Source organism: Ancylobacter aquaticus (assembly GCF_004339465.1).
In the GTDB taxonomy this organism is placed as follows: Bacteria; Pseudomonadota; Alphaproteobacteria; order Rhizobiales; family Xanthobacteraceae; genus Ancylobacter; species Ancylobacter aquaticus.
Genome location: NZ_SMFY01000001.1, coordinates 229,127 through 250,080, shown reverse-complemented (window position 1 = coordinate 250,080; position 20,954 = coordinate 229,127). Strand labels below are relative to the sequence as shown.

Genomic DNA, 20,954 nt, shown 5'->3' with positions numbered 1-20,954 from the left:
TGAGGCGCGAGCGCAGCGAGCCTCGAAGGATGAGCGCTGAAGAGCGGCCGTCGGCCCTGCGGGGGCCCGTAGGGGTGGCGGCAAGGCCGTCATCCCGGCCGAGCGCCGCGAGAGCCGGGATCGCGGGCCGGCTTATTCTGAGAGCGATCCCGGATCGGCCTTGCGGCCGTCCGGGATGACGTCTTCCCTGGCCCCGCGCCCCCCCTCAGAACTCGACGTCCAGTTCCTCCATCTCGTCCGGCTCCGCCAGAGCCGCCGCCAGCCATTCCTGCATGGCGGGCAAGGCGAGCATGGTCCGGCAATAGGCCCGGCTCGCGGGGTCGAGCGGCACGTCATAGGTGGTAAAGCGTGCGCAGACCGGGGCGTACATCGCGTCCGCCATGGTCGGCGCCGCACCGAACAGGTACGGCCCGCCATAGGTCTTCAGGCACTCGGTCCAGATGGTGACGATGCGCAGAATGTCGCCCTGCGCGCCGGCCCACACCTTGAAGCCGGGATGGTGCGCCTTGAGGTTCATCGGCAGCGCCGAGCGCAGATTGGCGAAGCCCGAATGCATCTCGCCGCAGATGGAACGGCAATGCGCCCGCGCTGCGCGGTTCCTAGGCAGAAGCCCGGCCTCTGGCGCCCATTCGTGCAGATATTCGGCAATGGCCAGCGTGTCCCAGATGCGCAGCCCCTCATGGTCGAGGCGCGGCACCAGGAAGGACGAGGATTGCAGCAGCAGCTCGGCGCGGATCGCCGGGTCGTCGGCGGAGACGGCCACCTCCGCCACATCGAGACCCGCCAGCCGGCACAGCAGGAAGCCGCGCAGCGACCAGGACGAATAGTTCTTGCTGCTGATGATCAGCACCGCTGCAGGTTCGGCCACCTCGGGGGCAAGCACCGCGGCCGCCTTCGCCGGCTTCGCAACGGCCTTGATGCCTGCCTTGGCGCCTTCCTTGCTGCCTGCACCCTTCGCCGGTGCCTTCGTCGTCCCGCGCGCGGCGGGGGTGACGTTCGGCTTGGAGGTCTTGGTCGGCGCGGGCATGGCAGGCTTCCTGTTCCGGCGGGGCGTAGACGATACGGCCCCGCAACCGCAATCACACTTCGTGCCATTCCTGACGGGCGTGTTACGCGCGCCCCGCTCGCCCCGGCATCCCCCGCGCACGCCGGGGAGGAGAGAGCCGCGCGCCGTCCTACTCTGCAACCGCCTTGGCAGCGGCCTTGCATCCGCTCTAGGATGGATGCGGCAGGCCTCAGTGCCGGCGAACCGTGCGCCCCGCACCGCACGCCGCATGTGGACCTTCTGCCGGAGCGCGCATGACCTCTCGTCGCCCAGACCGTCGCCGATCGCGCTGCCGCCCCGAGGGCTTTTGCGGCAAGTCCCTGTGCCGGAAGATCCCCCGCCGATGATCTATGCCGCCTATCAGGCCCAGTCCGACCTCTTAGATCCGATCCGCCTGGCCGCGCGCCTCTCGCGCCAGATGATCGGCACGCTGGGCGGCTTCGGCGACACGCCGCTGCTGCGCAACCTCACCGCCACCTTCGAGATGATCGAGCGCGCCGGGCTCAGCCACGAGCGGCCGGCCTTCGATATCGGCACCGTCACCTCAGGCAATCGCGAGGTCGAGGTGCGCGAGGAGGTGGTGCTCACCCTGCCCTTCGGCTCGCTCGTGCATTTCGCCAAGGATGTCGAGCAGAAGCAGCCGCGCCTCCTCGTCGTCGCCCCGCTGTCCGGCCATTTCGCCACCCTGCTGCTGGACACGGTGAAGACGCTGCTGCCGGAGAACGACGTCTACATCACCGACTGGCACAATGCCCGCGACGTGCCGCTGTCCGCCGGCGGCTTCGGCTTCGACGATTATGTCGGCCATGTCGTGCGCTTCCTGGAGGAAATGGGGCCGGGCGGGCATGTGCTCGCGGTGTGCCAGCCTTGCGTGCAGGTGCTCGCCGCCTGCGCGGTGATGGCGCAGGAGAACAACCCCGCCCAGCCCCTCTCGATGACGCTGATGGCCGGGCCTGTCGACACCCGCATCAACCCGACCAAGGTCAACGAGCTCGCCACGTCCAAGCCGATGGAATGGTTCGAGCAGAACCTCATCGCCACCGTGCCGCCCGGCTACAAGGGAGCGGGGCGGCGGGTCTATCCGGGGTTCCTGCAGGTGAGTGCCTTCATGGCGATGAACCTGCAGCGCCATGTGAAGGCGCATGTCGGGCTGTTCGAGGATCTCGCCATGGGCGAGCACGAAAAGGCCGGCGCCACCAAGACCTTCTATGACGAGTATTTCGCCGTTCTCGACCTCGATGCCGCGTTCTTTCTGGAAACCATCGACAAGGTGTTCCAGCAGCACGAGCTGCCGCGCGGCGTGCTCACCTATCGCGGCGGCAGCCTCGATTTCCACGCCATCCGCCGCACCGCGCTGCTCACCGTGGAGGGCGAGCGCGACGACATCTGCGCCGTCGGCCAGACGGTCGCGGCGCAGGACATCTGCACCGGCCTGCGCCCGCATCTGCGGCGCCACCACATGCAGGCCGGCGTGGGCCATTACGGCGTGTTCTCGGGCCGCCGCTGGAAGGGCCAGGTCTACCCGCTGGTGCGCAACCACATCCTCGCCGCCGACGCGTGAGGGAAGGGGCCCTGCCCCAGGGCCTTCGTCATGCCGAGGTGCCGGCCGGAAGGCCGGCCTCTCACCATCTCTCCTCCCCGCCCCCCGTCACGCCCCCGTCACCATTGACGCGGCAGGCTGCGGCGCCCCATGGTGCGCCCGCATCATCCCCCTTTTGGAACCAAAGGAGTGTCCCCGCGAATGTCAGTCTGGCCGGTCTACGGAAAAATCGACGGTCCCCTCGTGCTCATCGGCTTCGGCTCGATCGGGCGCGGCATCCTGCCTCTCCTGGAGCGGCACTTCGATTTCGACAAGGAACGGTTGACCGTCATCGACCCGGTGGACGACCACCGCGCCCTGCTGGACGAGCGCGGCATCCGCTTCGTCCAGATGGCGATCACGCGGGAGAACTACCGCGACACCCTCACCCCGCTGCTCACCACCGGCGGGCGCGGCTTTGTCATCAACCTCTCGGTCGACACCGGCTCGGTCGACATGATGACGCTCGCCCGCGAATGCGGCGCGCTCTACATCGACACCGTGGTCGAGCCCTGGCTCGGCTTCTATTTCGACAAGGACGCCACCGCCGCCAGCCGCTCCAACTATGCGCTGCGCGAATCCATGCTCAAGGCCAAGCGCGCCAGCCCCGGCGGGCCGACCGCCGTGTCCTGCTGCGGCGCCAATCCGGGCATGGTGTCCTGGTTCGTCAAGCAGGCGCTGGTCGACATCGCCAGCGATACCGGCCTTGCTTTCGAGGAGCCGACCAGCCGCGAGGGCTGGGCGGCGCTGATGAGCCGGGTCGGCGTCAAGGGCATTCACATCGCCGAGCGCGACACCCAGCGTGCCCGCGACCCGCGCCCCTTCGGCATCTTCGTCAACACCTGGTCGGTGGAAGGCTTCGTCTCCGAGGGGCTGCAGCCGGCCGAGCTCGGCTGGGGCACGCACGAGACCTGGATGCCGGAGAACGCCCACACCCATAATTTCGGCTCCAGCGCGGCGATCTACCTGATGCAGGCCGGCGCGGCCACCAAGGTCCGCACCTGGTGCCCGACGCTGGGCCCGCAGCACGGCTTCCTCGTCACCCATAACGAGTCGATCTCGATCGCCGACTATTTCACCGTCCGCAACGGCGCCCAGGTCGCCTACCGCCCGACCTGCCACTATGCCTACCATCCCTGCAACGACGCGCTGCTGTCCTGGCACGAGACGTTCGGCAATGAGGGCCGGTTCGACGGCGAATGGACGATCCTCGACGAGAACGAGGTGGTGGACGGGTGCGACGAACTGGGCGTGCTGCTCTTCGGCCATGCCCGGAACGCCTATTGGTACGGCTCTCAGCTCACCATCGAGGAAACCCGCCAGCTCGCCCCCTACCAGAACGCGACCGGGCTGCAGGTGACCTCCGCCGTGCTTGCCGGCATGGTGTGGGCGCTGGAGAACCCCGAGGCCGGCATCGTCGAGACCGACGAGATGGACTACCGCCGCTGCCTGGAAATCCAGAAGCCCTATCTCGGCACGGTGAAGGGCTATTACACCGACTGGACCCCGCTGGACGGCCGCCCCGGCCTGTTCCCCGAGGATATCGACCCCTCAGACCCCTGGCTGTTCCGCAACGTTCTGGTGCGGTGAGCCTATCGACAGGCGGGGCGGCACCGAGCGGCGGCCGCTCCCGCGTGCCGCCTTTCCGTCCGGCCGTCGGCGTTGGTCAGGGCGCGGTCGAAGTGGCTTTCGCCGCCAAGCGCTCGCGCAGCGACATGGCGCGGAGCTGAACGGGATCTATGCCCTTATCTTTCGCCACCCCGTCCAGAAGGGCCAGCAGCTCGGCCGCATTGACCATGCGCTGGAGGTCGACAATATGCTGCGCGGCCTCGATGTCGAGCTGGCGGTCGCGCGCGACATTGGGAGCGGCTAGCGCACTGTCGAAGTCGAAGCGCATCCGCGCCCCGAAATGGGTGCCGATAAAAAGACTGAAGGCGAAGCACAGCACGAAGCCTGCCGTTCCAACCTGTTCGCGAACACCCTTTGTGCCGATCAGGTAGGCGAGCGTGCCGCCGAGGAAGGCGAGCGCCGCCGGCAGAACGGCGTTCACCGCAGGCGTGCGGCTGTGCCCCATGATCGAGCCGGTCACGAACCCCAGCAGGGCGAACGCCGCCGCGCAAACCAGCAACGCGGCTCCGTTCCGGGTGTAGCCGAGCGCGCGGGCCAGCAGGAAGCACAGGAGCGCCAGGACTCCGGATACGGCGATCGCCGTGAGAAGAACGTTCAGCATCGACAAGGTCAGGAGTTGCATGGCCCGCCCCTCACTCAACCTGTCCGCGAAGGTCCAGCCGCTCCGCTGCGTTCGGCACCATGATGGAGGGGTTTAAACCCTTTAGAGGATCGGATGGCGTCACCGGGGGGCGGCATGTAACTTTACACAATGCGATCTCCAACGCGGGCTTCGGAGGATCGCAATTGCAATCTTGAGCTGTGTTAACCGCATTGGCGGCGGCGCCCGTCTCCTGGGCGGAACCGGCTGGCGAAAAGCCGATTAAACACAACGAAATCAGGAATAATCGGCGCATGATGCTTGGCCCTCATCGTCCCGGCCGAGAATAGCATGATGCAGCCTTTGGTTGAAATAATCTTTGCGCGGCCCCTATTTCTCCCACCCGTCACACCGTCCCCCCGACGCCTCACCCCAGCGGCCGGCCGATGGTCAGGCAGCGCTGGCGCGCGGCTTCCAGCCCCTGTGCGATGACATCGGCAAGGCCGGCGGCGCGCAGCGCCTCCAGCCCGGCGGCCGTGGTGCCGGCATAGTCCACCATCTCCTGCACGAAGTCCGCCGCCGGCCTGTCGGACTGCGCCAGCAGCGCGCCGGCGGCGTGGAACAGCTGGCCGACCGCCCGCCGCGCCACCTCCGCGTCGACGCCCTGCGCCTGCGCATAGTCCTGCACGCTCGCGGCAAAGGCGGCGACGAAGCCCGGCACCGGGCCGGTGATGGCGGTGAACACGTCGATCTGGCCCTCCGCCGGCACCTCGTCGGTGATCCCGCAGGCGGAGAACAGCGTTCGCACCAATGCCCGGTCGGCCTCGGTCACCCCGGCGCCGGCGAAAAAGGGGGAATAGGCCATGCCGATGGCGGCGGCGGGCGACGACATCGCCCGCACCACCCGCGCCCCGCCGCTGATGAGCGCCAGTTGCTCCACGCTCACCCCGGCCATGACCGAGACCACCAGCCGCCCCGCCCCCTCGAAGCGCAGTGGACGCCCGGTGGCGGGTGGCAGGGCGAGGAGGAGCGTGTCGCAGCGATCCGCCAGCGTCTGCACATCGCGTGTCCAGTTCAGCCCGGAAAACCCAGCAAGGGCGGCGACAGGGCCGGAACGGTTGGCGATCCACATCCGCGTCGGCTCCACCGTCCCCGCCCGCAGCAGTGCCCCGCCGATCGCCGCGCCAAGCTGGGCGCAGCCCACCAGACCCAATGTGCCGTGAATTTTGTCCATGTCGCCCCCTTCCGCCGTGAACCCCGGCGCGCCGGGCAGCGTACAACATCCCGGCCGGAAGCCGTGCGGGCCGCCGGGCGGGCCGGAGCGTGCGCCTGCGACATGCATCCGGTTGGAATGCGCCGCCGGTCCACCTATAAGCACGGCAGAAGCTGCCGGCAGCGATCTGTCGAGGGAGTACCGATGACCAAGCCTGTTCCGGTGGACGCGGCGCACGTCGCGCTCCACCCCTCGCCCGATGGCGGGTTGCCCGCCGGCCATCCCCCTGTCGCCCATGGCAAGATCGGCGTGCTCATCGTCAATCTCGGCACCCCCGATGGCACCGACTACTGGTCGATGCGGCGCTATCTCAAGGAGTTCCTCTCCGACCGCCGGGTGATCGAGGTCAACCGTGTTCTGTGGTGGTTCATCCTCAACGTCATCATCCTGTCCCGCCGGCCGCAGGCCAAGGGCAAGGATTACGCGACCATCTGGAACAATGAGCGCAACGAGGGCCCGCTGCGCACCATCACCCGGGCGCAGTCGGAAAAGCTCGCCGCCGCGCTCGGCGTGCGCAGCGACCGGCTCGTCTTCGACTGGGCGATGCGCTACGGCAACCCGTCCATCGCCTCGCGCATCGAGGCGCTGCAGGCACAGGGCTGCGAGCGGCTGCTGCTGGTGCCGCTCTACCCGCAATATGCCGCCGCGACCTCGGCCACCGTGTGCGACGCCGCCTTCGACGCGCTGAAGAAGATGCGCTGGCAGCCGGTACTGCGCGTCGCCCCGCACTGGCCGGACGAGCCGGCCTATATCGAGGCGCTGGCCAACTCCATCACCACGGAACTCGCCACGCTGGACTGGGAGCCGGAGCTGGTGCTCGCCTCGTTCCACGGCATCCCGAAGGAATATTTCGACAAGGGCGACCCCTATCACTGCTATTGCTACAAGACCACGCGGCTGGTGCGCGAGCGCCTCGGCTGGCCCGAGGGCAAGCTGCGCCTCACCTTCCAGTCACGCTTCGGCGCCGCCGAATGGCTGCAGCCCTACACCGACAAGACGATCGAGGCGCTGGCGAAATCCGGCGTCAAGCGCCTCGCTGTGCTCACCCCCGGCTTCGTGGCCGACTGCCTGGAGACGATGGAGGAAATCGCCGGCGAGAACGCCGAGATCTTCCACCATAATGGCGGCGAAAAGTTCCACTTCATCCCCTGCCTCAACGACTCACCCGGCGGCATCAACGTGCTGGAAGCGGTGGTGACGCGCGAGCTGAAGGGCTGGGTGGAGCTGTAAGGGGCGTAACGTTTAGTCGAGACCTTACCGACGGCCTTCGCGGATGCAGAGGGCCACCCCTCCCGACGAGAGCCGCGCATGACCGAACCCGCCCCCCGCACCGAACTGCAAAAAATGCTGGCCGGCGAGCTTTACCGGGCCGGCGACCCGGAGATCCAGGCGGCCCAGCGCGCCAACTTCGCCTGGCTGGCGCGGTTCAACGCGTCACTCACCCTCTCGCGCGAGGAGCGCCGCGCGCTGCTGCGCGAGGGGCTCGGCTCGGTGGGCGAGCGCACCGGCCTCCGCCCGCCCTTCCATTGCGATTACGGCTTCAACATCCACCTCGGCACCGGCGTCTTTCTCAATTTCGACTGCGTGATCCTCGACGTGGTGGCGGTGCATATCGGCGACGGCACGGAGATCGGCCCGGGCACCCACATCTACACCGCCGACCACCCGCGCGACCCGGAGGTGCGGCGCGCCGGCCTGGAATTCGGCCGCCCGGTCACGATCGGCCGCAATGTGTGGATCGGCGGCAAGGCCGTCATCCTGCCGGGCGTCACCATCGGCGACGATGCGGTGATCGGCGCGGGCGCCGTGGTCACCAAGGACATCCCGGCCGGGGCGACGGCGGTGGGCAATCCGGCGCGGGTGCGGGCGGCGCGCTGATCCTCGCGCCCTAGTCGTCGCGCGCAGTGCCGGCGAAACGGTCGGTGAAGGCCAGCACCGCATAGGCGGCGAGGAACAGCACGCTCGCCGCCATCAGCCAGCGCACCTGCGTCTCGCTCACATCGGTCTCCAGCCGCATCAGCGCCTTGAGCAAGGTGATGGCCGAGATCGCCATCAGCGAGGCGAACAGCTTCAGTTTCAGCCCGGAAAAGCTGATCCGCATCATCCAGGCCGGCGAATCCGGGGCGTGGCGGCGGTCGATCTGCTCGACGAAATTCTCGTAGCCGGACTGGATGATGATGACCATCAGCCCGCCCACCAGCACGATGTCTATCAGGGTGAGCAGTTCCATAATGACCGCCGTCTCGGTCAGGCTGGGAAGCAGGAACGCAAAGTTCCAAAGCCGCAGCGCGAAGGCAATGACCAGCAGCACCAGCCCGAGCGACAGGCCGAGAAACAGCGGCACCATCGCCCAGCGGCTGAGCAGCACCACCCGCACGATCTGCCGGCCAACCCAGCCCGAAGTCGCGGGCGCTGACACCGGAGAAGCGTCGCGCGGCGGGTCTGACATCATGCTCCGCGCCTCCGCGCTGGCATCCGGGGCGCGGGAAGCGCCGGATGAACATCGAGATTAGCGGAGGAAAGTGACACCATCAAACGCGATGCCGGCCGTTGCCTCCGGATGCGACGCCGCCTTCTCCCCCTCCCGCCAGTCGGGCGGCAGGTGGAAGGTGGCGATCAGGCCGGCTTCGCCGGCGCGGGTGAGGGTGAGGGCGCGGCTTCCCGGCACGCGGACGAGCCAGCCGAGGATGAGCAGCCGCTCCAGCAGGCCGGCGCCGAGCCGGCCGGAGAGGTGCGGGCGCCGCTCGCTCCAGTCGAGGCAGGTACGGCACAGCGGGCGGCGGGAGGTTTGGCGGGAAGTTTGGCCTTGCCCATCGAGAGCGAGGCCGAAATCGGCCAGAAACGCCCGCCCCTGCGGCGTCGGCTCGGCGGCGTCGCCCTCGCCCGAGAGGCGCATATGTCCCCGCGCCTCCAGCGCGGCGAGCAGCGCCACCGCCAGCCGCCCGGCAAGATGGTCGTAGCAGCTGCGGGCGAGGCGCAGCGCGCCATCGCGCGGGCCGGGCGGGCGATGACGGGGTGGGCCTGCTGTCGCGGCCACCATCAGCGCGTGCAGCACCTCGGCGATCTCGGGCGAGGCCAGCCGGTAGTAGCGGTGCCGCCCCTGCGCCCGCGCCGCCACCACGCCGGCCGCCCCCAGCTTCGCCAGATGCCCGCTGGTGGTCGGCGCGCTCACCCCGGCATGGCGCGCCAGTTCCCCCGCGGTCAGCGCCTGGCCGCCCATCAGCGCCAGCAGCATGTTGGCGCGCGCGGGGTCGCCCAGCAGCGCCGCGATCTCGGCGATGCGGGCGCCCGAGGCAAAGGGCAGGGCGGCCGTGGCGCGGGACACCGGGTGGTTCATCCAGCCACTCTAGGCGCAGGCGCCGCGTGCGTCAGCCGCCAACGCTTCGGCCACGGCCGAAACATCGGCGCAGCGCGGTCGGCTAGACAGGGGCCCCCTCATGCCGGATGCCCCATGGAAAAGCCCCGCCTCGCGGTCGAACTTGCCCTGCTGCTGCTGTTGTCGACGCTGTGGGGCGCCTCCTACAGCTTCATCAAGATCGGCGTGGAGACGATCCCCCCGCTCACCTTTATCGCCGCCCGCACGGCGCTGGCGGGCGCGGTGCTCTATGGCGTGCTGCGCGGGCGCGGCCTGCGCCTGCCGGCGAACCGGGCGACGTGGCGCGCCTTCCTCATCCAGGCGTGCCTCAACAGTGCGGTGCCGTTCACCCTCATCGCCTGGGCGGAAACGCGGCTCGGCGCCGGGCTGGCCGTCATTCTCAATGCCACCACGCCGATCTTCGCCTTCCTGATGGCGGCAGCTACCGGCCGGCATTCCTCCGGCGGGGTGCTGCGGCTGGTGGGCGTCGCCTGCGGGCTGGTGGGCGCCGGCCTCGTGGTGGGCACGCAGGCGCTTAATGCGGAGGCCCTCGCGACGCCGTCAGCGCTGCTGGCGCCGCTCGCCATCCTCCTCGCCACCGCCTGCTATGCCGGCGCGGCGCTGTTCGGCGCGCGTTTCGCCGGGCTCGATCCGATGCTGCCGGCCTGCGGCTCGCTTCTGTGCGGCACCGCGTTGCTGGCGCCGCTGGCACTGGTGGTCGACCAGCCATGGACGCTTTCGCCCTCGCCCGCCTCGCTGGCGGCGCTGGTCGCGCTGGCGCTGGCCTGCACGGCGGCGGCCTTCGTGCTGTATTTCCGCCTGCTGCGCACGCTCGGCCCGGTGGGCGCCACGGCGCAGGCCTATGTCCGGGTGCCGATCGGCGTCGGCATCAGCGTCGTGTTCCTCGGCGAGGCGCTGGCGCCCACCGCCTGGCTCGGGCTCATCGCGGTGGTGATCGGCGTGGCAGCCATGACGGTGCCGGGGCGCTCACGCTGAGCTCCCGCAAAACAAAACGGCCGGCGTGTCGCCACGCCGGCCGCTTCTGTCATTTTCGATCAGCCGTCAGGCGGCTGAACGAAGACGGATCAATCCGTCTTCTCGGCCTGCTTCTTCAGCGCGGCACCGAGGATGTCGCCGAGCGAGGCACCGGAATCCTGCGAGCCGAACTGGGCCACGGCTTCCTTTTCCTCGGCGATTTCGAGCGCCTTGATCGAGACCTGCACCTTGCGCGCCTTGCGGTCGAACAGGGTGACGCGGGCATCGAACTTCTCGCCGACGGCGAAGCGGTCCGGACGCTGGTCGCCGCGGTCGCGGGCCAGTTCCGAGCGCTTGACGAAGGCGGTCATGTCCGAGCCGATGATCTTCACATCGACGCCGCCATCCTTCACGTCGATCACTTCGCAGGTGACGATCGCGCCCTTGCGGAGCTCGCCGGAATCCTGGAAGGGGTCGCCGCCGAGCTGCTTCACGCCGAGCGAGATGCGCTCCTTCTCGACATCCACGTCGAGAACGACCGCCTTGATCATGTCGCCCTTCTTGAACTCCTCGATCACCTGCTCGCCGGGACGGTTCCAGTCGAGATCCGACAGGTGGACCATGCCGTCGACGTCGCCGTCGAGGCCCAGGAACAGGCCGAACTCGGTCTTGTTCTTGACCTCGCCCTCGACCGTGGCGCCCGCCGGATACTTCTCGGCGAAGGCGTCCCAGGGGTTCTGCAGCGTCTGCTTGAGGCCGAGCGAGATGCGGCGCTTGACCGGGTCGACCTCGAGGATCGCCACTTCCACTTCCTGCGAGGTGGCGACGATCTTGCCGGGGTGGACGTTCTTCTTGGTCCAGCTCATCTCGGAGACGTGGATCAGGCCTTCGATGCCCGGCTCCAGTTCCACGAACGCGCCGTAGTCGGTGATGTTGGTGACGCGACCCTTGAAGCGGGCCTCGACCGGGTACTTGGCCTCGATGCCCTCCCACGGATCGCCGAGCAGCTGCTTCATGCCGAGCGAGATGCGGTGGGTCTCGTGGTTGATCTTGATGATCTTCACCTTGACCGTCTGGCCGATGGAGAGCACCTCGGTCGGGTGGTTCACGCGGCGCCAGGCGATGTCGGTGACGTGCAGCAGGCCGTCAATGCCGCCGAGGTCCACGAACGCACCGTAATCGGTGATGTTCTTGACCACGCCGTCGATGACCTGGCCCTCTTCGAGATTCTGCACCAGCTCGTGGCGCTGCTCGGCGCGGGTCTCTTCCAGCACGGTGCGGCGCGACACGACGATGTTGCCGCGGCGGCGGTCCATCTTGAGGATCTGGAAGGGCTGCGGGTTGTGCATCAGCGGGCCGACATCGCGGATCGGGCGGATGTCCACCTGGGAGCGCGGCAGGAACGCCACGGCGCCGTCGAGGTCGACGGTGAAGCCGCCCTTGACCTGGTTGAAGATCACGCCGGTGACCTTCTCGGTGGCGTTGAACGCCTTCTCGAGGCGGACCCAGCTCTCTTCGCGGCGGGCCTTGTCGCGCGAGAGGACGGCTTCGCCCAGCGCGTTCTCGACGCGCTCGAGATAGACCTCGACCTCGTCGCCGACCTTGATTTCCTGGTCGCGGCCGGGGCCGGCAAATTCCTTTAGTGCCACGCGGCCTTCGGTCTTCAGGCCGATATCGATGATCGCGAGATCCTTCTCGATCGCGACGACGATACCTTTGACGACCGAACCTTCGGCGAGCTCCGATTCACCGAAGCTCGCTTCGAGCATGGCGGCGAAATCGTCACGTGCGGCGGCAAGCGTTTGAGTAGCGGACATATAAGCTCCTTGCCAGGATCTGCGCCGGATTGGGTTGAATGAGCCTTCTCCTCCACGGGCGCCGGGACTGGCAGGCCCGGCGCTGTCCGCTCAAGGAGCGAACCCGGCGCGCTGGCCGTGGGGGACAAGGCTTTGAAAGCTTTTTTACGCGGCGCCGCCCGGGCGCGGCCCCTCAGATGGAGCCGTCACGCACGGAAACGCCGAACTGTCCGGGGCACGCCGCGAGGCAGGATCGGAGGACAGGCCTCCAAGCACGGAGAGCGCGCATCCCGCGCCTCCGGCCCTCCCGATGAACCGCCTCGAAAAGAGGGTGGCCCGGACCAGCGCGTGAAATAGCGCAAGGGGAGCCGAAGGGCAAGGGCGGGGGGATGAACTCCGCTCCCACATTGCCTTGCCCTTCATCCGTGTGCATTCTCTTGTAACTAAATTGCAGAAAGAGAACTCGTGGAAAAGAACCCGGCCTCGAACTGGCAAAGCGATCCTGCTGGAAGGGTGCGAAACATCTCTTTGGCACCAAGTGCCAAAAACACCTTATATCCGCTCTTCGAAGCAGTAATGAACTCAATTCATGCCGTAGAAGAGAGATTTGGAAAAGATCATATTTCAAATGGTATAATTGATATTACAATTATACGTCAAGATGAAAATTGTATTGGATTCAGGATCGACGACAATGGTATTGGATTCACTCCGTCCAATATCAGCTCGTTCACTCGAATGGACTCTCAGACGAAAGCAACGATCGGCGGGAAAGGTGTCGGTCGCCTTCTTTGGCTAAAAGTACTAGAGAAAGCTCATATAAAAAGTACATTTATCAACGAAGACAAAATAACTACAGTTGATTTTGATTTCTGTATCGACGATCCACTTTATGGTTTTCTTCGTAAAATTGACAGTCATCCGTCTAATATTGGAACGTCAGTTAATTTATATCCGTACAAAATAGAGTACGCCTCTCAGATACCGAAGAAGGCGTCAACTATTGCTAATCGCGTTTTGGCACATTTTATAAGTTACTTTATAAATATAAGCCAACCCAAAATTACCGTCATTGATAATGATAATGTAATCGATCTATTCGATCAGTTCACGTTGTCAACGGAGAGAGATCAGGATTTTAGTTTCAGTATCGACACCGATGCTGGCTCAACGCAATTTACTGTTCATTGCTTCTTATTGCCGAAAGCCATTTCGGATGATGAAAAGAGCACTAATGCACTTTATCTAGGGGCCAACGGTAGGGCTGTTAAACGTTTTGACATGGACGCCGTGCTCGGCCTCAAAGCAATAGATGGAAAATACGCATTTCTCGGATACGTCGAATCTGACGCTTTGGACGATAGCGTCAACGAGACACGGACTGAATTTTCAATTTCAGACGAAAGCATATCCGATATTGTCGACAAATCAAAAGCTATAGTTCACACATTTTTAGCTGCCGAATTAAAGGATATTCGCGACCGACAAACGAATGTTGTCGCGGCTCTACGCATTGAACATCCTAGATTTTTGAGCATCGCAAGCGACCCTAAAACTGTCGCGGACTCCTTGCACTACGCAACTCAATCGAAAGAAGAGATATACGTAGAACTGTCTAGGCAATCTCTACGCGCATACGAGCGCCGAAAGAATGGGTTTAGGAAATCACTACAGAAAAAACTTCCGGATATTCATATAAAAGCTGCGGAATACGTATCCGGCCTAAAGGCTGAATCTCTTTCGTCATTGGCTGAATATGTGATGAAACGTAAATTGATACTGGAAGTGTTCGAAGACAGTTTAAAATTTAAAGATGTAGAAAAACAGTCTTCTGAATATGAAGATATATTACATGACATAATATGCCCTCTGAAATCGACTACAGATGAGCTTGAATATGAAGATCACAATTTGTGGATTGTAGACGATCGTTTGGCATTTTATTCATATTTTAACTCTGATATTAAGCTTCGAAAACAAGTTGATGCCCCAACTCGCCCGGATGATCGCCCAGATATTTCCGTATTTGATTTGGGTCTTGCTTTTCAAAATGACGACACGTCTACGCCGATTACAATAATCGAGTTTAAGCGGCCGAAAATTGACAATTATAGTTTGGCAAATAACCCAATTACGCAAGTTCGCAAATACGTTGATGACATGCGCGATGCCGGTCAAGCGGTTCGATTTGATGGATCTCCTCTTCGGGCTATAGATCAAACGACGCCGTTTATGTGTCACATAATCGCGGATATGACGCCAACTTTGAAATCTGTCATGAAAGATCTAGGATCATTTCATCGACGAGCTGGTTCAAATAGTTATTATTGCTGGGATCCATCATATTCGATATTTATCGAAATTTCGTCTTTCAAAGATGTGCTTCATTCGGCTAAATCTCGTAACCGAGCGTTCTTTGAGCGAATCGGACTTACCTGAATTGCGAGACGTCTTCGAGTGAGCGGGCGCTAGGCGGGCGGGGCTTCGGTGCGGTCCGCCCCCAGTCCGGAGAAGCCCCCTCACCGCCGCCCCGCCCGGATCACCACCGCCACCCCCAGCAGGATGATCCCGGTGCACACGCCGGCAGCGATGACGGCGGCGGGGGTCATGCGGGCGCCGCCGGACAGGCGCAGGGGGCCGAAGCGGACCTCGTAGGCCGCCTTCATCTCTTCCGGGTGGGTCGTGGGGGCGGCCAGCCAGTCCAGCGCGGAAGCGGCAGCCTGTCCCCGGGCTGCGGGCTCCTCTGCAGCCTGAAAGGCCCGTTCTGCAGCTTGAGAATGCAGCACAGTCTGCAGCGTGCCGGCGGGGGCATCGGGGTGTCGCGCCCGGCTGCCGGCGACCTCGGGGATGGCGGATTCGGCGGCCATAAGGGGCTCCTCGATGGTGGGCTGGCGCGGATTATGCGCGCGAAAACGCCGCCGCCGAAGCTCGAAAACTGCCGCTTTCCGGCCCGCGAGCCCTGCGTCAGACGCGGGGCTCGCCGCCTCTCCGGCCGCCCGCCGCCTCAGCCGGGCCCGCCGGGCGCCACCCGTGCCAGCCACACATCCATCACCCAGCCGCGCGCCGCCTTCACCCGCGCCCGCGCCTCCGGGATCGCCGGGCCCACCTCGCCAAGCCGGCCCGCCAGGAGCACTTCGCCCGCCGTGCCGAGATTGGCGCCCCACCAGATATGCCCGTCAAAGCCGCGCGCCATCAGCGCCGCCAGACCCGACCCGTCGTCGAGCAGCACGGCGAAGGCGCGCGCTTGCGGGGTGGCCGCCGCCACATTGCGCCCGGTGGTGAGCGCGACCTCCTCGCCAATGGCGTTGAGCGGGATGGCGTGCGCCGCGCACAGCATCTGGAGCGCCGTAACCCCTGGAAAAACCTCGATATTGAAGTCGGCCTGCCCCTGCGCCCGCTCCAGCACCCTCAAGGTGGAATCATAGAGCATGGGGTCGCCCCAGACGAGCAGAGCGCCGGTCTCGTCCTCCGCCAGCTCGGTCGCGATCAGCCCGGCCAGCAGGTGCGCGCGGGCGTCGTGCCAGTCCGCCACCGCGCCCTCATAGGTTTTTCGCGCGGTGTCGAGCGGCGCGGGGGCGCGCTTCGGGCTGGGGGCGCGCACCACGCGGTGGCTGGGTTTGCCGAAGCGGGCGATCAGCGCCTGCCTGGCCGTCACCAAGTCGCCCGCACCCTCCGATTTGTCGAGCAGGAAGAACACATCCGCCTGGCCGAGCGCTTCCACGGCGCGGAAGGTCAGCCCGTCGGGCGCGCCCATGCCGATGCCGATGACCAGCACGGCGCGCATGGCTCAGGGCGCCGGCGGGGTGAGGCCGCGCGCGGCGAAAACCGTCTTGGCAATCATCAGCGCGTCCAGCGCGGCGGGGAAGCCGGCATAGAGCGCCATCTGCATGATGACCTCCACCACCTCCTCGCGCGTGGCCCCCACATTCAGCGCCGAGCCGATATGCACCTCCAGCTCCCGCGCCGCATGACCCAGGCACACCAGCCCGGCGACGGTGGAGAGCATGCGCGTGCGAAGGTCCAGTCCGGGGCGCGAATAGACGTCGCCATAGCCGAACTCGAAGATGTAGCGGGCGAAATCCGGCGCCACCTCGCCCAGCGCCGCCATAACGTCGGCACCGGTACGACCGGTGATTTCCGCGAGCCGGGCCTGTCCCCGAATGAGGCGGTCGTCGCCGGCGGCGGGGGTGGCCTGTTTGGCCGGATCGACCTGATCGTTCACCTCATCGCCCTCTCTCATATGCCTCATGCCCCATCGGCAGGGCGGCGGCGCTCGACCAGCGCCAGCGCCGCCTGCCAGCTCTGCTCGACGTCGAGACCGGTATTGTCAAGGATATCAGCATCGGCGGCGCAGATGAGCGGGGCGCTGGCTCGGCCGCTATCTCTCTCATCGCGCTTGAGAATATCGGCGAGCACCGCGTCGAGCGTCACGCTCTCCCCGCGCTGGAGCAACTCACGGTGCCGCCGTGCCGCCCGCGCCTCCGGCTTCGCCGTGACGAACAGTTTCACCTCCGCCTCAGGAGCGATGACGGTGCCGATGTCGCGCCCGTCCAGCACCGCCCCGCCCGGCTGGCGGGCGAAATCCTGCTGCAGGGCCAACAGCCTGGCACGCACCTGCGCAAGCGCGGCGACCCGCGAGGCGGCCTCGCCGAAGATGCCCGCTTTCAACGCTTCGGGATCGAGCGTGGAGAGGTCGAGCCCGCCGGCGAGCGCGGCGAGGGCCGCCTCGTCATCGAATTTGACGTGCTCGGCCAGAGCCCTGGCACCCACCCCGCGGTAGAGCAACCCGGTGTCGAGGTGCGGCAAACGGTAATGCGCCGCCAGCCGGCGCGCGATCGTCCCCTTGCCCGAGGCGGCCGGCCCGTCAATGGCGATGATCATGCCGCGACGACCTCGGTGTCGATCAGCGCGCCGAGCCCACGCATTTGCGACAGGAAGGTGGGGAAAGAGGTGGCGATGAAGGAGATGTCATCCACTTTCAAGGGCGTATCGGTGGCGAGCCCCATCACCAGGAAGCTCATGGCGATGCGGTGGTCCATGTGGGTTTCCACCGTGCCGCCCCCCGGCGCGGCGCCGGCGCCGGCGACGATCAGGTCGTCACCCTCAATGCGGTAGGCGACGCTCGCCTGCGCAAGGCCCTCCGCCACCGCGGCGAGGCGGTCGGATTCCTTCACCCGTAGCTCCGAGAGCCCGTTCATCCGCGTCTCGCCAGTGGCGAAGGCGGCCGCCACCGCCAGCACGGGGTATTCGTCGATCATCGACGGGGCCCGCTCTGCCGGCACATCGACGCCGGTCAGCTTGGAGGCCCGCACGCGAATATCGGCAACGCTCTCGCCCCCTTCCACGCGCTCATTCTCGAAGCTGATGTCGGCACCCATTTCCCTGAGAGTGATCAGCAGCCCGGTGCGCAGCGGATTGGTCATGACCCCTTCGATGACGACGTCCGAACCCGGCACGATCAGCGCCGCTACCAGCGGAAAGGCGGCGGAGGAGGGGTCGGCCGCCACGCGGATCGGCGCCGGCTTCAACTCGGGGCGGCCCTTCAGCGTCACCTTGCGGCCGTGTTCGCCATAGGGTTCCACCGTCACCTCGGCACCGAAATGGGTGAGCATACGCTCGGTGTGGTCGCGGCTCGCCTCCTTCTCGATCACGGTCGTCTCGCCCGGCGCGCCGAGGCCGGCGAGCAGCACGGCGGACTTGATCTGCGCCGAGGCGACTGGGCTCTCATAGGTGATCGGCACCAACTCCTGCGGCCCTTTGAGGGTGAGCGGCAGGCGCCCGCCCTCGGCAGCGTCCACCACCTCGGCACCCATCTGCTCCAGCGGGTCGAGAATGCGGCGCATCGGCCGACGGCGCAGGCTCGCATCGCCGTCGAAGGTGGCGGTGATCGGGTTGCCGGCCACCACGCCCATCATCAGCCGCGAGCCAGTGCCGGCATTGCCGAAATCGAGCACGCCTTCAGGCGCGCGCAGCCCGCCGACTCCAAGGCCACGCACCCGCCATTCGCCCTCGCCCACCCGCTCGACATCCGCCCCCAGCGCGGCGCAAGCCTTTGCGGTGTTGAGCACGTCCTCGCCTTCAAGCAGGCCGAAAATGCGGGTCTCGCCGATGGTGAGCGCGCCGAAGATGAGCGAGCGGTGCGAGACCGACTTGTCGCCGGGGACGCGCACCCGGCCCTTGAGCGCCTGGGAGCGGCGGGCGAGGGCGGGAACGGGGAGGTCGGCGTGGCCATTGCTGCTCATCAGAAAAGCCTTGTCTTGCAGAGTTCAGGGCTCCCGGCCGGGAGCGGTAACGCGGAACGCCGGCAGAACTCTTCCCCGGCGGCGTAATCGGCGCCCCTCCTAGCATGCGGGCGTCCTTGCCGCCACGGCCCTCGCAGATGCGGCTTGACTCCGTCTCGCCAGCGGTTCAATGGGAGCACCCTTCCATCACCACCCGAGGTCCGAAACCGTGGTGAAAGCTGAATTAGGCACCAAGCGCGTCTGCCCTGTCACGGGGCGGAAGTTCTACGACCTGAACAAGGATCCGGTGATCTCGCCCTATACCGGCCAGATCGTCCCGATCACCCTGCCGGTGACGCGCGGCCGCGCGGAAGCGCCGCGTGCCGTCGTGGCGCCGGTGGTCGACCCCGAGCTGGAAGAGGTCGCCGAGGTCGAGCTGGTCTCGCTGGAGGACGCCGACGAGGAAGCCGCCGGCACGCCCAAGGCAGCGGCGACCGACGACGATCTGGAGGTCGACGACGACGAGGTCGCCAGCGACGATGACGACACCTTCCTCGAAGAAGACGAGGACGGCGACGATGACGTGACCGATCTCATCGGCGACGGCATCGAGGACGACGAGGAAAGCTGAGCAAGGAAAGCTCTGGGGACGGATCACTCGATTTGAAATCGAGGCTTGCAGTCCGATCCGCCATATGCTTTACGACCACTCCGCCCCGGGTTGATCCGGGTCGGCAAGTCCGGATGACAACCCAAAGTGCGGCGCCCCGGCGCTTCACGCATCCGGCACCCTCGGTGGGGCCATAGCTCAGTTGGGAGAGCGCTTGAATGGCATTCAAGAGGTCGGCGGTTCGATTCCGCCTGGCTCCACCAATTAAATCCCCTAACGCTCTGATAAAATTGGGTCTTTTCTGATCGCCTTCGGGCGCACCCCAACATTTACCCCAACAGCCGGCTGGGCTTTGGGCAACCGTCGGCGAACTTTGGCGGGATCAGGCGGGAACAACCGTGATTCTGCGGGATCGCCTCCGCCAAACTCGACTGCATGGATGATCAGGTCTTAGGCTCCCTCCGAAATCGAGGAGGCGGCCATGGTCGATCTGCGCGTTATCGAGGGCAGTGGTAGCCCGGAAGAACGACGAGCTGCATATGCAGAGGCGATGGCGGCAGACGCGTTTTCCGGGCTTGCCATCGAAATTCTGCGAGCGGTCGCACGAGGCCCTGATAACGCCTATCGCACCAGCGTAGCGCTCCAAGCCCTGTACGAGAGGTTGGCTGCCGCCGATGTGCATCTTCACGCCTCTATTCATGAGGGGGTGCGGGATGTCCACGAACGGTTGATGCCAATTGGCCGGGATCCGTATGACGCGGAGCTGCGATGGCTTCTGCAATGCGCGCTTCGGCTCGCTGCGGAGATGCTGGCGACGGACGGTTTCGCGAAGGGCCGCGCTTCACAACGGCAGGACGATTTCAGGCGAGCGCTTGAAAGCTATCTGATCGAGAAGGAGGGTTCTTCGCGCCGAGGAGGCGGAAGCTACCTCTCGGGATTGCTGCGGCAGTTGGCGCCGCTGCCCCCTACGCCTTCGCCGCCCCGCGTTTCGGGCAAGCGGAAGCCGAAGAAGACGGCGAAACCCGCAAGGACATAGTCTGCGGACCCGCGTAAGGGGCATGGAGGGTGACGGTTGGCTTCAGCGTCACTCGTAGCAATCGGGCTGTCGCCCGCCTGGACGGCTATCCGGGCAGCTCGGACGACGGCTGCCCAGGCTCGATGTAGACCCATGCCTTCTTCGCGGCGAGGGCGTTCGTCTGTCCGTCGGAGAGCGCCTGGATGTAAGGCTCAGGAGTAAGGAACTTGGTTCCCTGTACCTTCCGGAGCGGGGTGCCTTCCTCTAGCAGCCGTTTCCGGATTGTCAGCGCCCGGGTGACGTCCTCGAAGATGAAGAGGGCGATTGCCGCAGCATTGTGCTGATGCGGGTGCCCTGTCGTGAGCGCGACGCGCAGCGTGTTGCAGAACACGAAGACCGGCACCTGGTCCTCTTGCAGAATCGAATCGTACAGAGCGACGGTGATTTCCGGCCTCACAAGCTCGCTCTGAAGCGTGTGCATCTTCAGCGGCCGGTTCGGATCAGTCTCCGGCATGTCCTTCAATTCGAGCCAGCTGGCATAGAGATTGCGCAGGGTCGCCAGATAGCCGGTGATCCGATGCACGGCATCGTCGCGCGTGCTGGCGGAATGGTTATAAAGCACCCCCAGATAGGCCAGCGCGCCGGCGGTGACGGTCGCGAGAGCCCCCAGGATCGCCCCGGTGAAGCCCAGCCAATTTGAGAGGTTCGCATCATTGATGCCGACCAGGAGCCGATCCCAGAACGTGGCGGCCAGAGCAAAACCAATGCCGATGCCGAGGAGCGCACAGGCGGCACCGATGACCGCCATCCGGAAATTGTCTTTCATGCGCCGCCCTCTTGGGATTTGATCCTAACAGTGCAGAGCGGTGGTCACCA

General features: G+C 65.5%; 20 protein-coding genes and 1 tRNA gene. 9 read left to right on the top strand and 12 right to left on the bottom strand.

The window, feature by feature from the left end; all coding sequences use genetic code 11:
- Window positions 1-205 precede the first annotated feature (205 nt).
- The gene (locus tag EV667_RS01285; protein ID WP_131833531.1) at window positions 206-1,027 is read right to left on the bottom strand and encodes a glutathione S-transferase; all 822 of its coding nucleotides are present in this window, start codon (window positions 1,025-1,027) and stop codon (window positions 206-208) included.
- 361 nt (window positions 1,028-1,388) lie between these two features.
- Between EV667_RS01285 and EV667_RS01280 the strand changes: the two genes are divergently transcribed.
- Together EV667_RS01280 and EV667_RS01275 are read left to right on the top strand one after the other, a co-directional pair.
- Window positions 1,389-2,606 carry a polyhydroxyalkanoate depolymerase gene (locus tag EV667_RS01280; protein WP_131834956.1) on the top strand — a complete coding sequence of 406 codons (1,218 nt, stop codon included), beginning with the start codon at window positions 1,389-1,391 and terminating at the stop codon, window positions 2,604-2,606.
- Between the two features lie 180 nt (window positions 2,607-2,786).
- The gene (locus EV667_RS01275) at window positions 2,787-4,214 is read left to right on the top strand and encodes a homospermidine synthase (protein WP_131833530.1); all 1,428 of its coding nucleotides are present in this window, start codon (window positions 2,787-2,789) and stop codon (window positions 4,212-4,214) included.
- Between the two features lie 76 nt (window positions 4,215-4,290).
- On the opposite strand, the gene EV667_RS01270 is transcribed toward EV667_RS01275, so the two are convergent.
- Window positions 4,291-4,875: a hypothetical protein gene (locus EV667_RS01270; RefSeq protein WP_131833529.1), complete on the bottom strand. Its 585-nt coding sequence runs from the start codon at window positions 4,873-4,875 to the stop codon at window positions 4,291-4,293.
- Window positions 4,876-5,260: 385 nt separating this feature from the next.
- Entirely contained in the window at window positions 5,261-6,067 is an 807-nt protein-coding gene (locus EV667_RS01265; RefSeq protein ID WP_131833528.1) for a pyrroline-5-carboxylate reductase family protein, read from the bottom strand.
- Window positions 6,068-6,250: 183 nt separating this feature from the next.
- On the opposite strand from EV667_RS01265, the gene hemH reads away from it, so the two are divergent.
- Together hemH and EV667_RS01255 are read left to right on the top strand one after the other, a co-directional pair.
- Window positions 6,251-7,336 carry a ferrochelatase gene (hemH, locus tag EV667_RS01260; protein WP_131833527.1) on the top strand — a complete coding sequence of 362 codons (1,086 nt, stop codon included), beginning with the start codon at window positions 6,251-6,253 and terminating at the stop codon, window positions 7,334-7,336.
- A gap of 78 nt (window positions 7,337-7,414) precedes the next feature.
- Window positions 7,415-7,984 (top strand): sugar O-acetyltransferase, encoded by a 570-nt coding sequence (locus EV667_RS01255; protein WP_131833526.1) that lies wholly within the window; start codon window positions 7,415-7,417, stop codon window positions 7,982-7,984.
- Window positions 7,985-7,994: 10 nt separating this feature from the next.
- Here EV667_RS01255 and EV667_RS01250 read toward each other — a convergent pair whose 3' ends face one another.
- A complete protein-coding gene (locus tag EV667_RS01250; RefSeq protein WP_245515927.1) occupies window positions 7,995-8,558 on the bottom strand; it encodes a YqhA family protein in 564 nt (187 codons plus the stop codon).
- A gap of 57 nt (window positions 8,559-8,615) precedes the next feature.
- Window positions 8,616-9,443, bottom strand: a complete 828-nt coding sequence (locus EV667_RS01245; RefSeq protein ID WP_245515926.1) for an ArsR/SmtB family transcription factor — start codon at window positions 9,441-9,443, stop codon at window positions 8,616-8,618.
- 114 nt (window positions 9,444-9,557) lie between these two features.
- Here EV667_RS01245 and EV667_RS01240 point away from each other — a divergent pair, with 114 nt between their 5' ends.
- The gene (locus tag EV667_RS01240) at window positions 9,558-10,457 is read left to right on the top strand and encodes a DMT family transporter (protein ID WP_131833525.1); all 900 of its coding nucleotides are present in this window, start codon (window positions 9,558-9,560) and stop codon (window positions 10,455-10,457) included.
- An 89-nt stretch (window positions 10,458-10,546) separates the two neighbouring features.
- Here EV667_RS01240 and rpsA read toward each other — a convergent pair whose 3' ends face one another.
- Entirely contained in the window at window positions 10,547-12,253 is a 1,707-nt protein-coding gene (gene rpsA / locus EV667_RS01235; protein ID WP_131833524.1) for a 30S ribosomal protein S1, read from the bottom strand.
- A 444-nt stretch (window positions 12,254-12,697) separates the two neighbouring features.
- On the opposite strand from rpsA, the gene EV667_RS01230 reads away from it, so the two are divergent.
- Window positions 12,698-14,671: an ATP-binding protein gene (locus EV667_RS01230; protein WP_131833523.1), complete on the top strand. Its 1,974-nt coding sequence runs from the start codon at window positions 12,698-12,700 to the stop codon at window positions 14,669-14,671.
- Window positions 14,672-14,751: 80 nt separating this feature from the next.
- On the opposite strand, the gene EV667_RS22810 is transcribed toward EV667_RS01230, so the two are convergent.
- From EV667_RS22810 to aroA, 5 genes are all read right to left on the bottom strand, one after another.
- A complete protein-coding gene (locus EV667_RS22810) occupies window positions 14,752-15,099 on the bottom strand; it encodes a hypothetical protein (RefSeq protein ID WP_245515925.1) in 348 nt (115 codons plus the stop codon).
- A gap of 137 nt (window positions 15,100-15,236) precedes the next feature.
- Entirely contained in the window at window positions 15,237-16,016 is a 780-nt protein-coding gene (gene cobF / locus EV667_RS01220) for a precorrin-6A synthase (deacetylating) (RefSeq protein WP_131833522.1), read from the bottom strand.
- Between the two features lie 3 nt (window positions 16,017-16,019).
- Complete coding sequence (locus tag EV667_RS01215; protein ID WP_245515924.1) at window positions 16,020-16,472, bottom strand: carboxymuconolactone decarboxylase family protein; 453 nt, start codon at window positions 16,470-16,472, stop codon at window positions 16,020-16,022.
- Window positions 16,473-16,477: 5 nt separating this feature from the next.
- On the bottom strand, window positions 16,478-17,113 hold the full coding sequence (gene cmk / locus EV667_RS01210; protein ID WP_131833521.1) for a (d)CMP kinase: 636 nt from the start codon (window positions 17,111-17,113) through the stop codon (window positions 16,478-16,480).
- Window positions 17,110-18,474: a 3-phosphoshikimate 1-carboxyvinyltransferase gene (aroA, locus tag EV667_RS01205; protein ID WP_131833520.1), complete on the bottom strand. Its 1,365-nt coding sequence runs from the start codon at window positions 18,472-18,474 to the stop codon at window positions 17,110-17,112. The genes cmk and aroA overlap by 4 nt, the downstream gene beginning before the upstream one ends.
- A gap of 208 nt (window positions 18,475-18,682) precedes the next feature.
- Here aroA and EV667_RS01200 point away from each other — a divergent pair, with 208 nt between their 5' ends.
- The 3 genes from EV667_RS01200 (at window position 18,683) to EV667_RS01190 (ending at window position 20,099) form a co-directional block, all read left to right on the top strand.
- Window positions 18,683-19,084 (top strand): TIGR02300 family protein, encoded by a 402-nt coding sequence (locus EV667_RS01200; RefSeq protein WP_131833519.1) that lies wholly within the window; start codon window positions 18,683-18,685, stop codon window positions 19,082-19,084.
- 166 nt (window positions 19,085-19,250) lie between these two features.
- A tRNA-Ala gene (locus EV667_RS01195) sits at window positions 19,251-19,326 on the top strand.
- Between the two features lie 218 nt (window positions 19,327-19,544).
- Window positions 19,545-20,099, top strand: coding sequence for a hypothetical protein (locus EV667_RS01190; protein WP_131833518.1), 555 nt, complete (start codon window positions 19,545-19,547; stop codon window positions 20,097-20,099).
- Between the two features lie 85 nt (window positions 20,100-20,184).
- Here EV667_RS01190 and EV667_RS01185 read toward each other — a convergent pair whose 3' ends face one another.
- Entirely contained in the window at window positions 20,185-20,904 is a 720-nt protein-coding gene (locus EV667_RS01185; protein WP_131833517.1) for a hypothetical protein, read from the bottom strand.
- Between the last annotated feature and the right edge of the window lie 50 nt (window positions 20,905-20,954).

Bases quoted from the DNA above. Each gene is read 5' to 3' on its own strand.
- EV667_RS01285 (WP_131833531.1), bottom strand. From the start codon at position 1,027: ATGCCCGCGCCGACCAAGACCTCCAAGCCGAACGTCACCCCCGCCGCG.
- EV667_RS01280 (WP_131834956.1), top strand. From the start codon at position 1,389: ATGATCTATGCCGCCTATCAGGCCCAGTCCGACCTCTTAGATCCGATC.
- EV667_RS01275 (WP_131833530.1), top strand. From the start codon at position 2,787: ATGTCAGTCTGGCCGGTCTACGGAAAAATCGACGGTCCCCTCGTGCTC.
- EV667_RS01270 (WP_131833529.1), bottom strand. From the start codon at position 4,875: ATGCAACTCCTGACCTTGTCGATGCTGAACGTTCTTCTCACGGCGATC.
- EV667_RS01265 (WP_131833528.1), bottom strand. From the start codon at position 6,067: ATGGACAAAATTCACGGCACATTGGGTCTGGTGGGCTGCGCCCAGCTT.
- hemH (WP_131833527.1), top strand. From the start codon at position 6,251: ATGACCAAGCCTGTTCCGGTGGACGCGGCGCACGTCGCGCTCCACCCC.
- EV667_RS01255 (WP_131833526.1), top strand. From the start codon at position 7,415: ATGACCGAACCCGCCCCCCGCACCGAACTGCAAAAAATGCTGGCCGGC.
- EV667_RS01250 (WP_245515927.1), bottom strand. From the start codon at position 8,558: ATGATGTCAGACCCGCCGCGCGACGCTTCTCCGGTGTCAGCGCCCGCG.
- EV667_RS01245 (WP_245515926.1), bottom strand. From the start codon at position 9,443: ATGAACCACCCGGTGTCCCGCGCCACGGCCGCCCTGCCCTTTGCCTCG.
- EV667_RS01240 (WP_131833525.1), top strand. From the start codon at position 9,558: ATGGAAAAGCCCCGCCTCGCGGTCGAACTTGCCCTGCTGCTGCTGTTG.
- rpsA (WP_131833524.1), bottom strand. From the start codon at position 12,253: ATGTCCGCTACTCAAACGCTTGCCGCCGCACGTGACGATTTCGCCGCC.
- EV667_RS22810 (WP_245515925.1), bottom strand. From the start codon at position 15,099: ATGGCCGCCGAATCCGCCATCCCCGAGGTCGCCGGCAGCCGGGCGCGA.
- cobF (WP_131833522.1), bottom strand. From the start codon at position 16,016: ATGCGCGCCGTGCTGGTCATCGGCATCGGCATGGGCGCGCCCGACGGG.
- EV667_RS01215 (WP_245515924.1), bottom strand. From the start codon at position 16,472: ATGAGAGAGGGCGATGAGGTGAACGATCAGGTCGATCCGGCCAAACAG.
- cmk (WP_131833521.1), bottom strand. From the start codon at position 17,113: ATGATCATCGCCATTGACGGGCCGGCCGCCTCGGGCAAGGGGACGATC.
- aroA (WP_131833520.1), bottom strand. From the start codon at position 18,474: ATGAGCAGCAATGGCCACGCCGACCTCCCCGTTCCCGCCCTCGCCCGC.
- EV667_RS01190 (WP_131833518.1), top strand. From the start codon at position 19,545: ATGGTCGATCTGCGCGTTATCGAGGGCAGTGGTAGCCCGGAAGAACGA.
- EV667_RS01185 (WP_131833517.1), bottom strand. From the start codon at position 20,904: ATGAAAGACAATTTCCGGATGGCGGTCATCGGTGCCGCCTGTGCGCTC.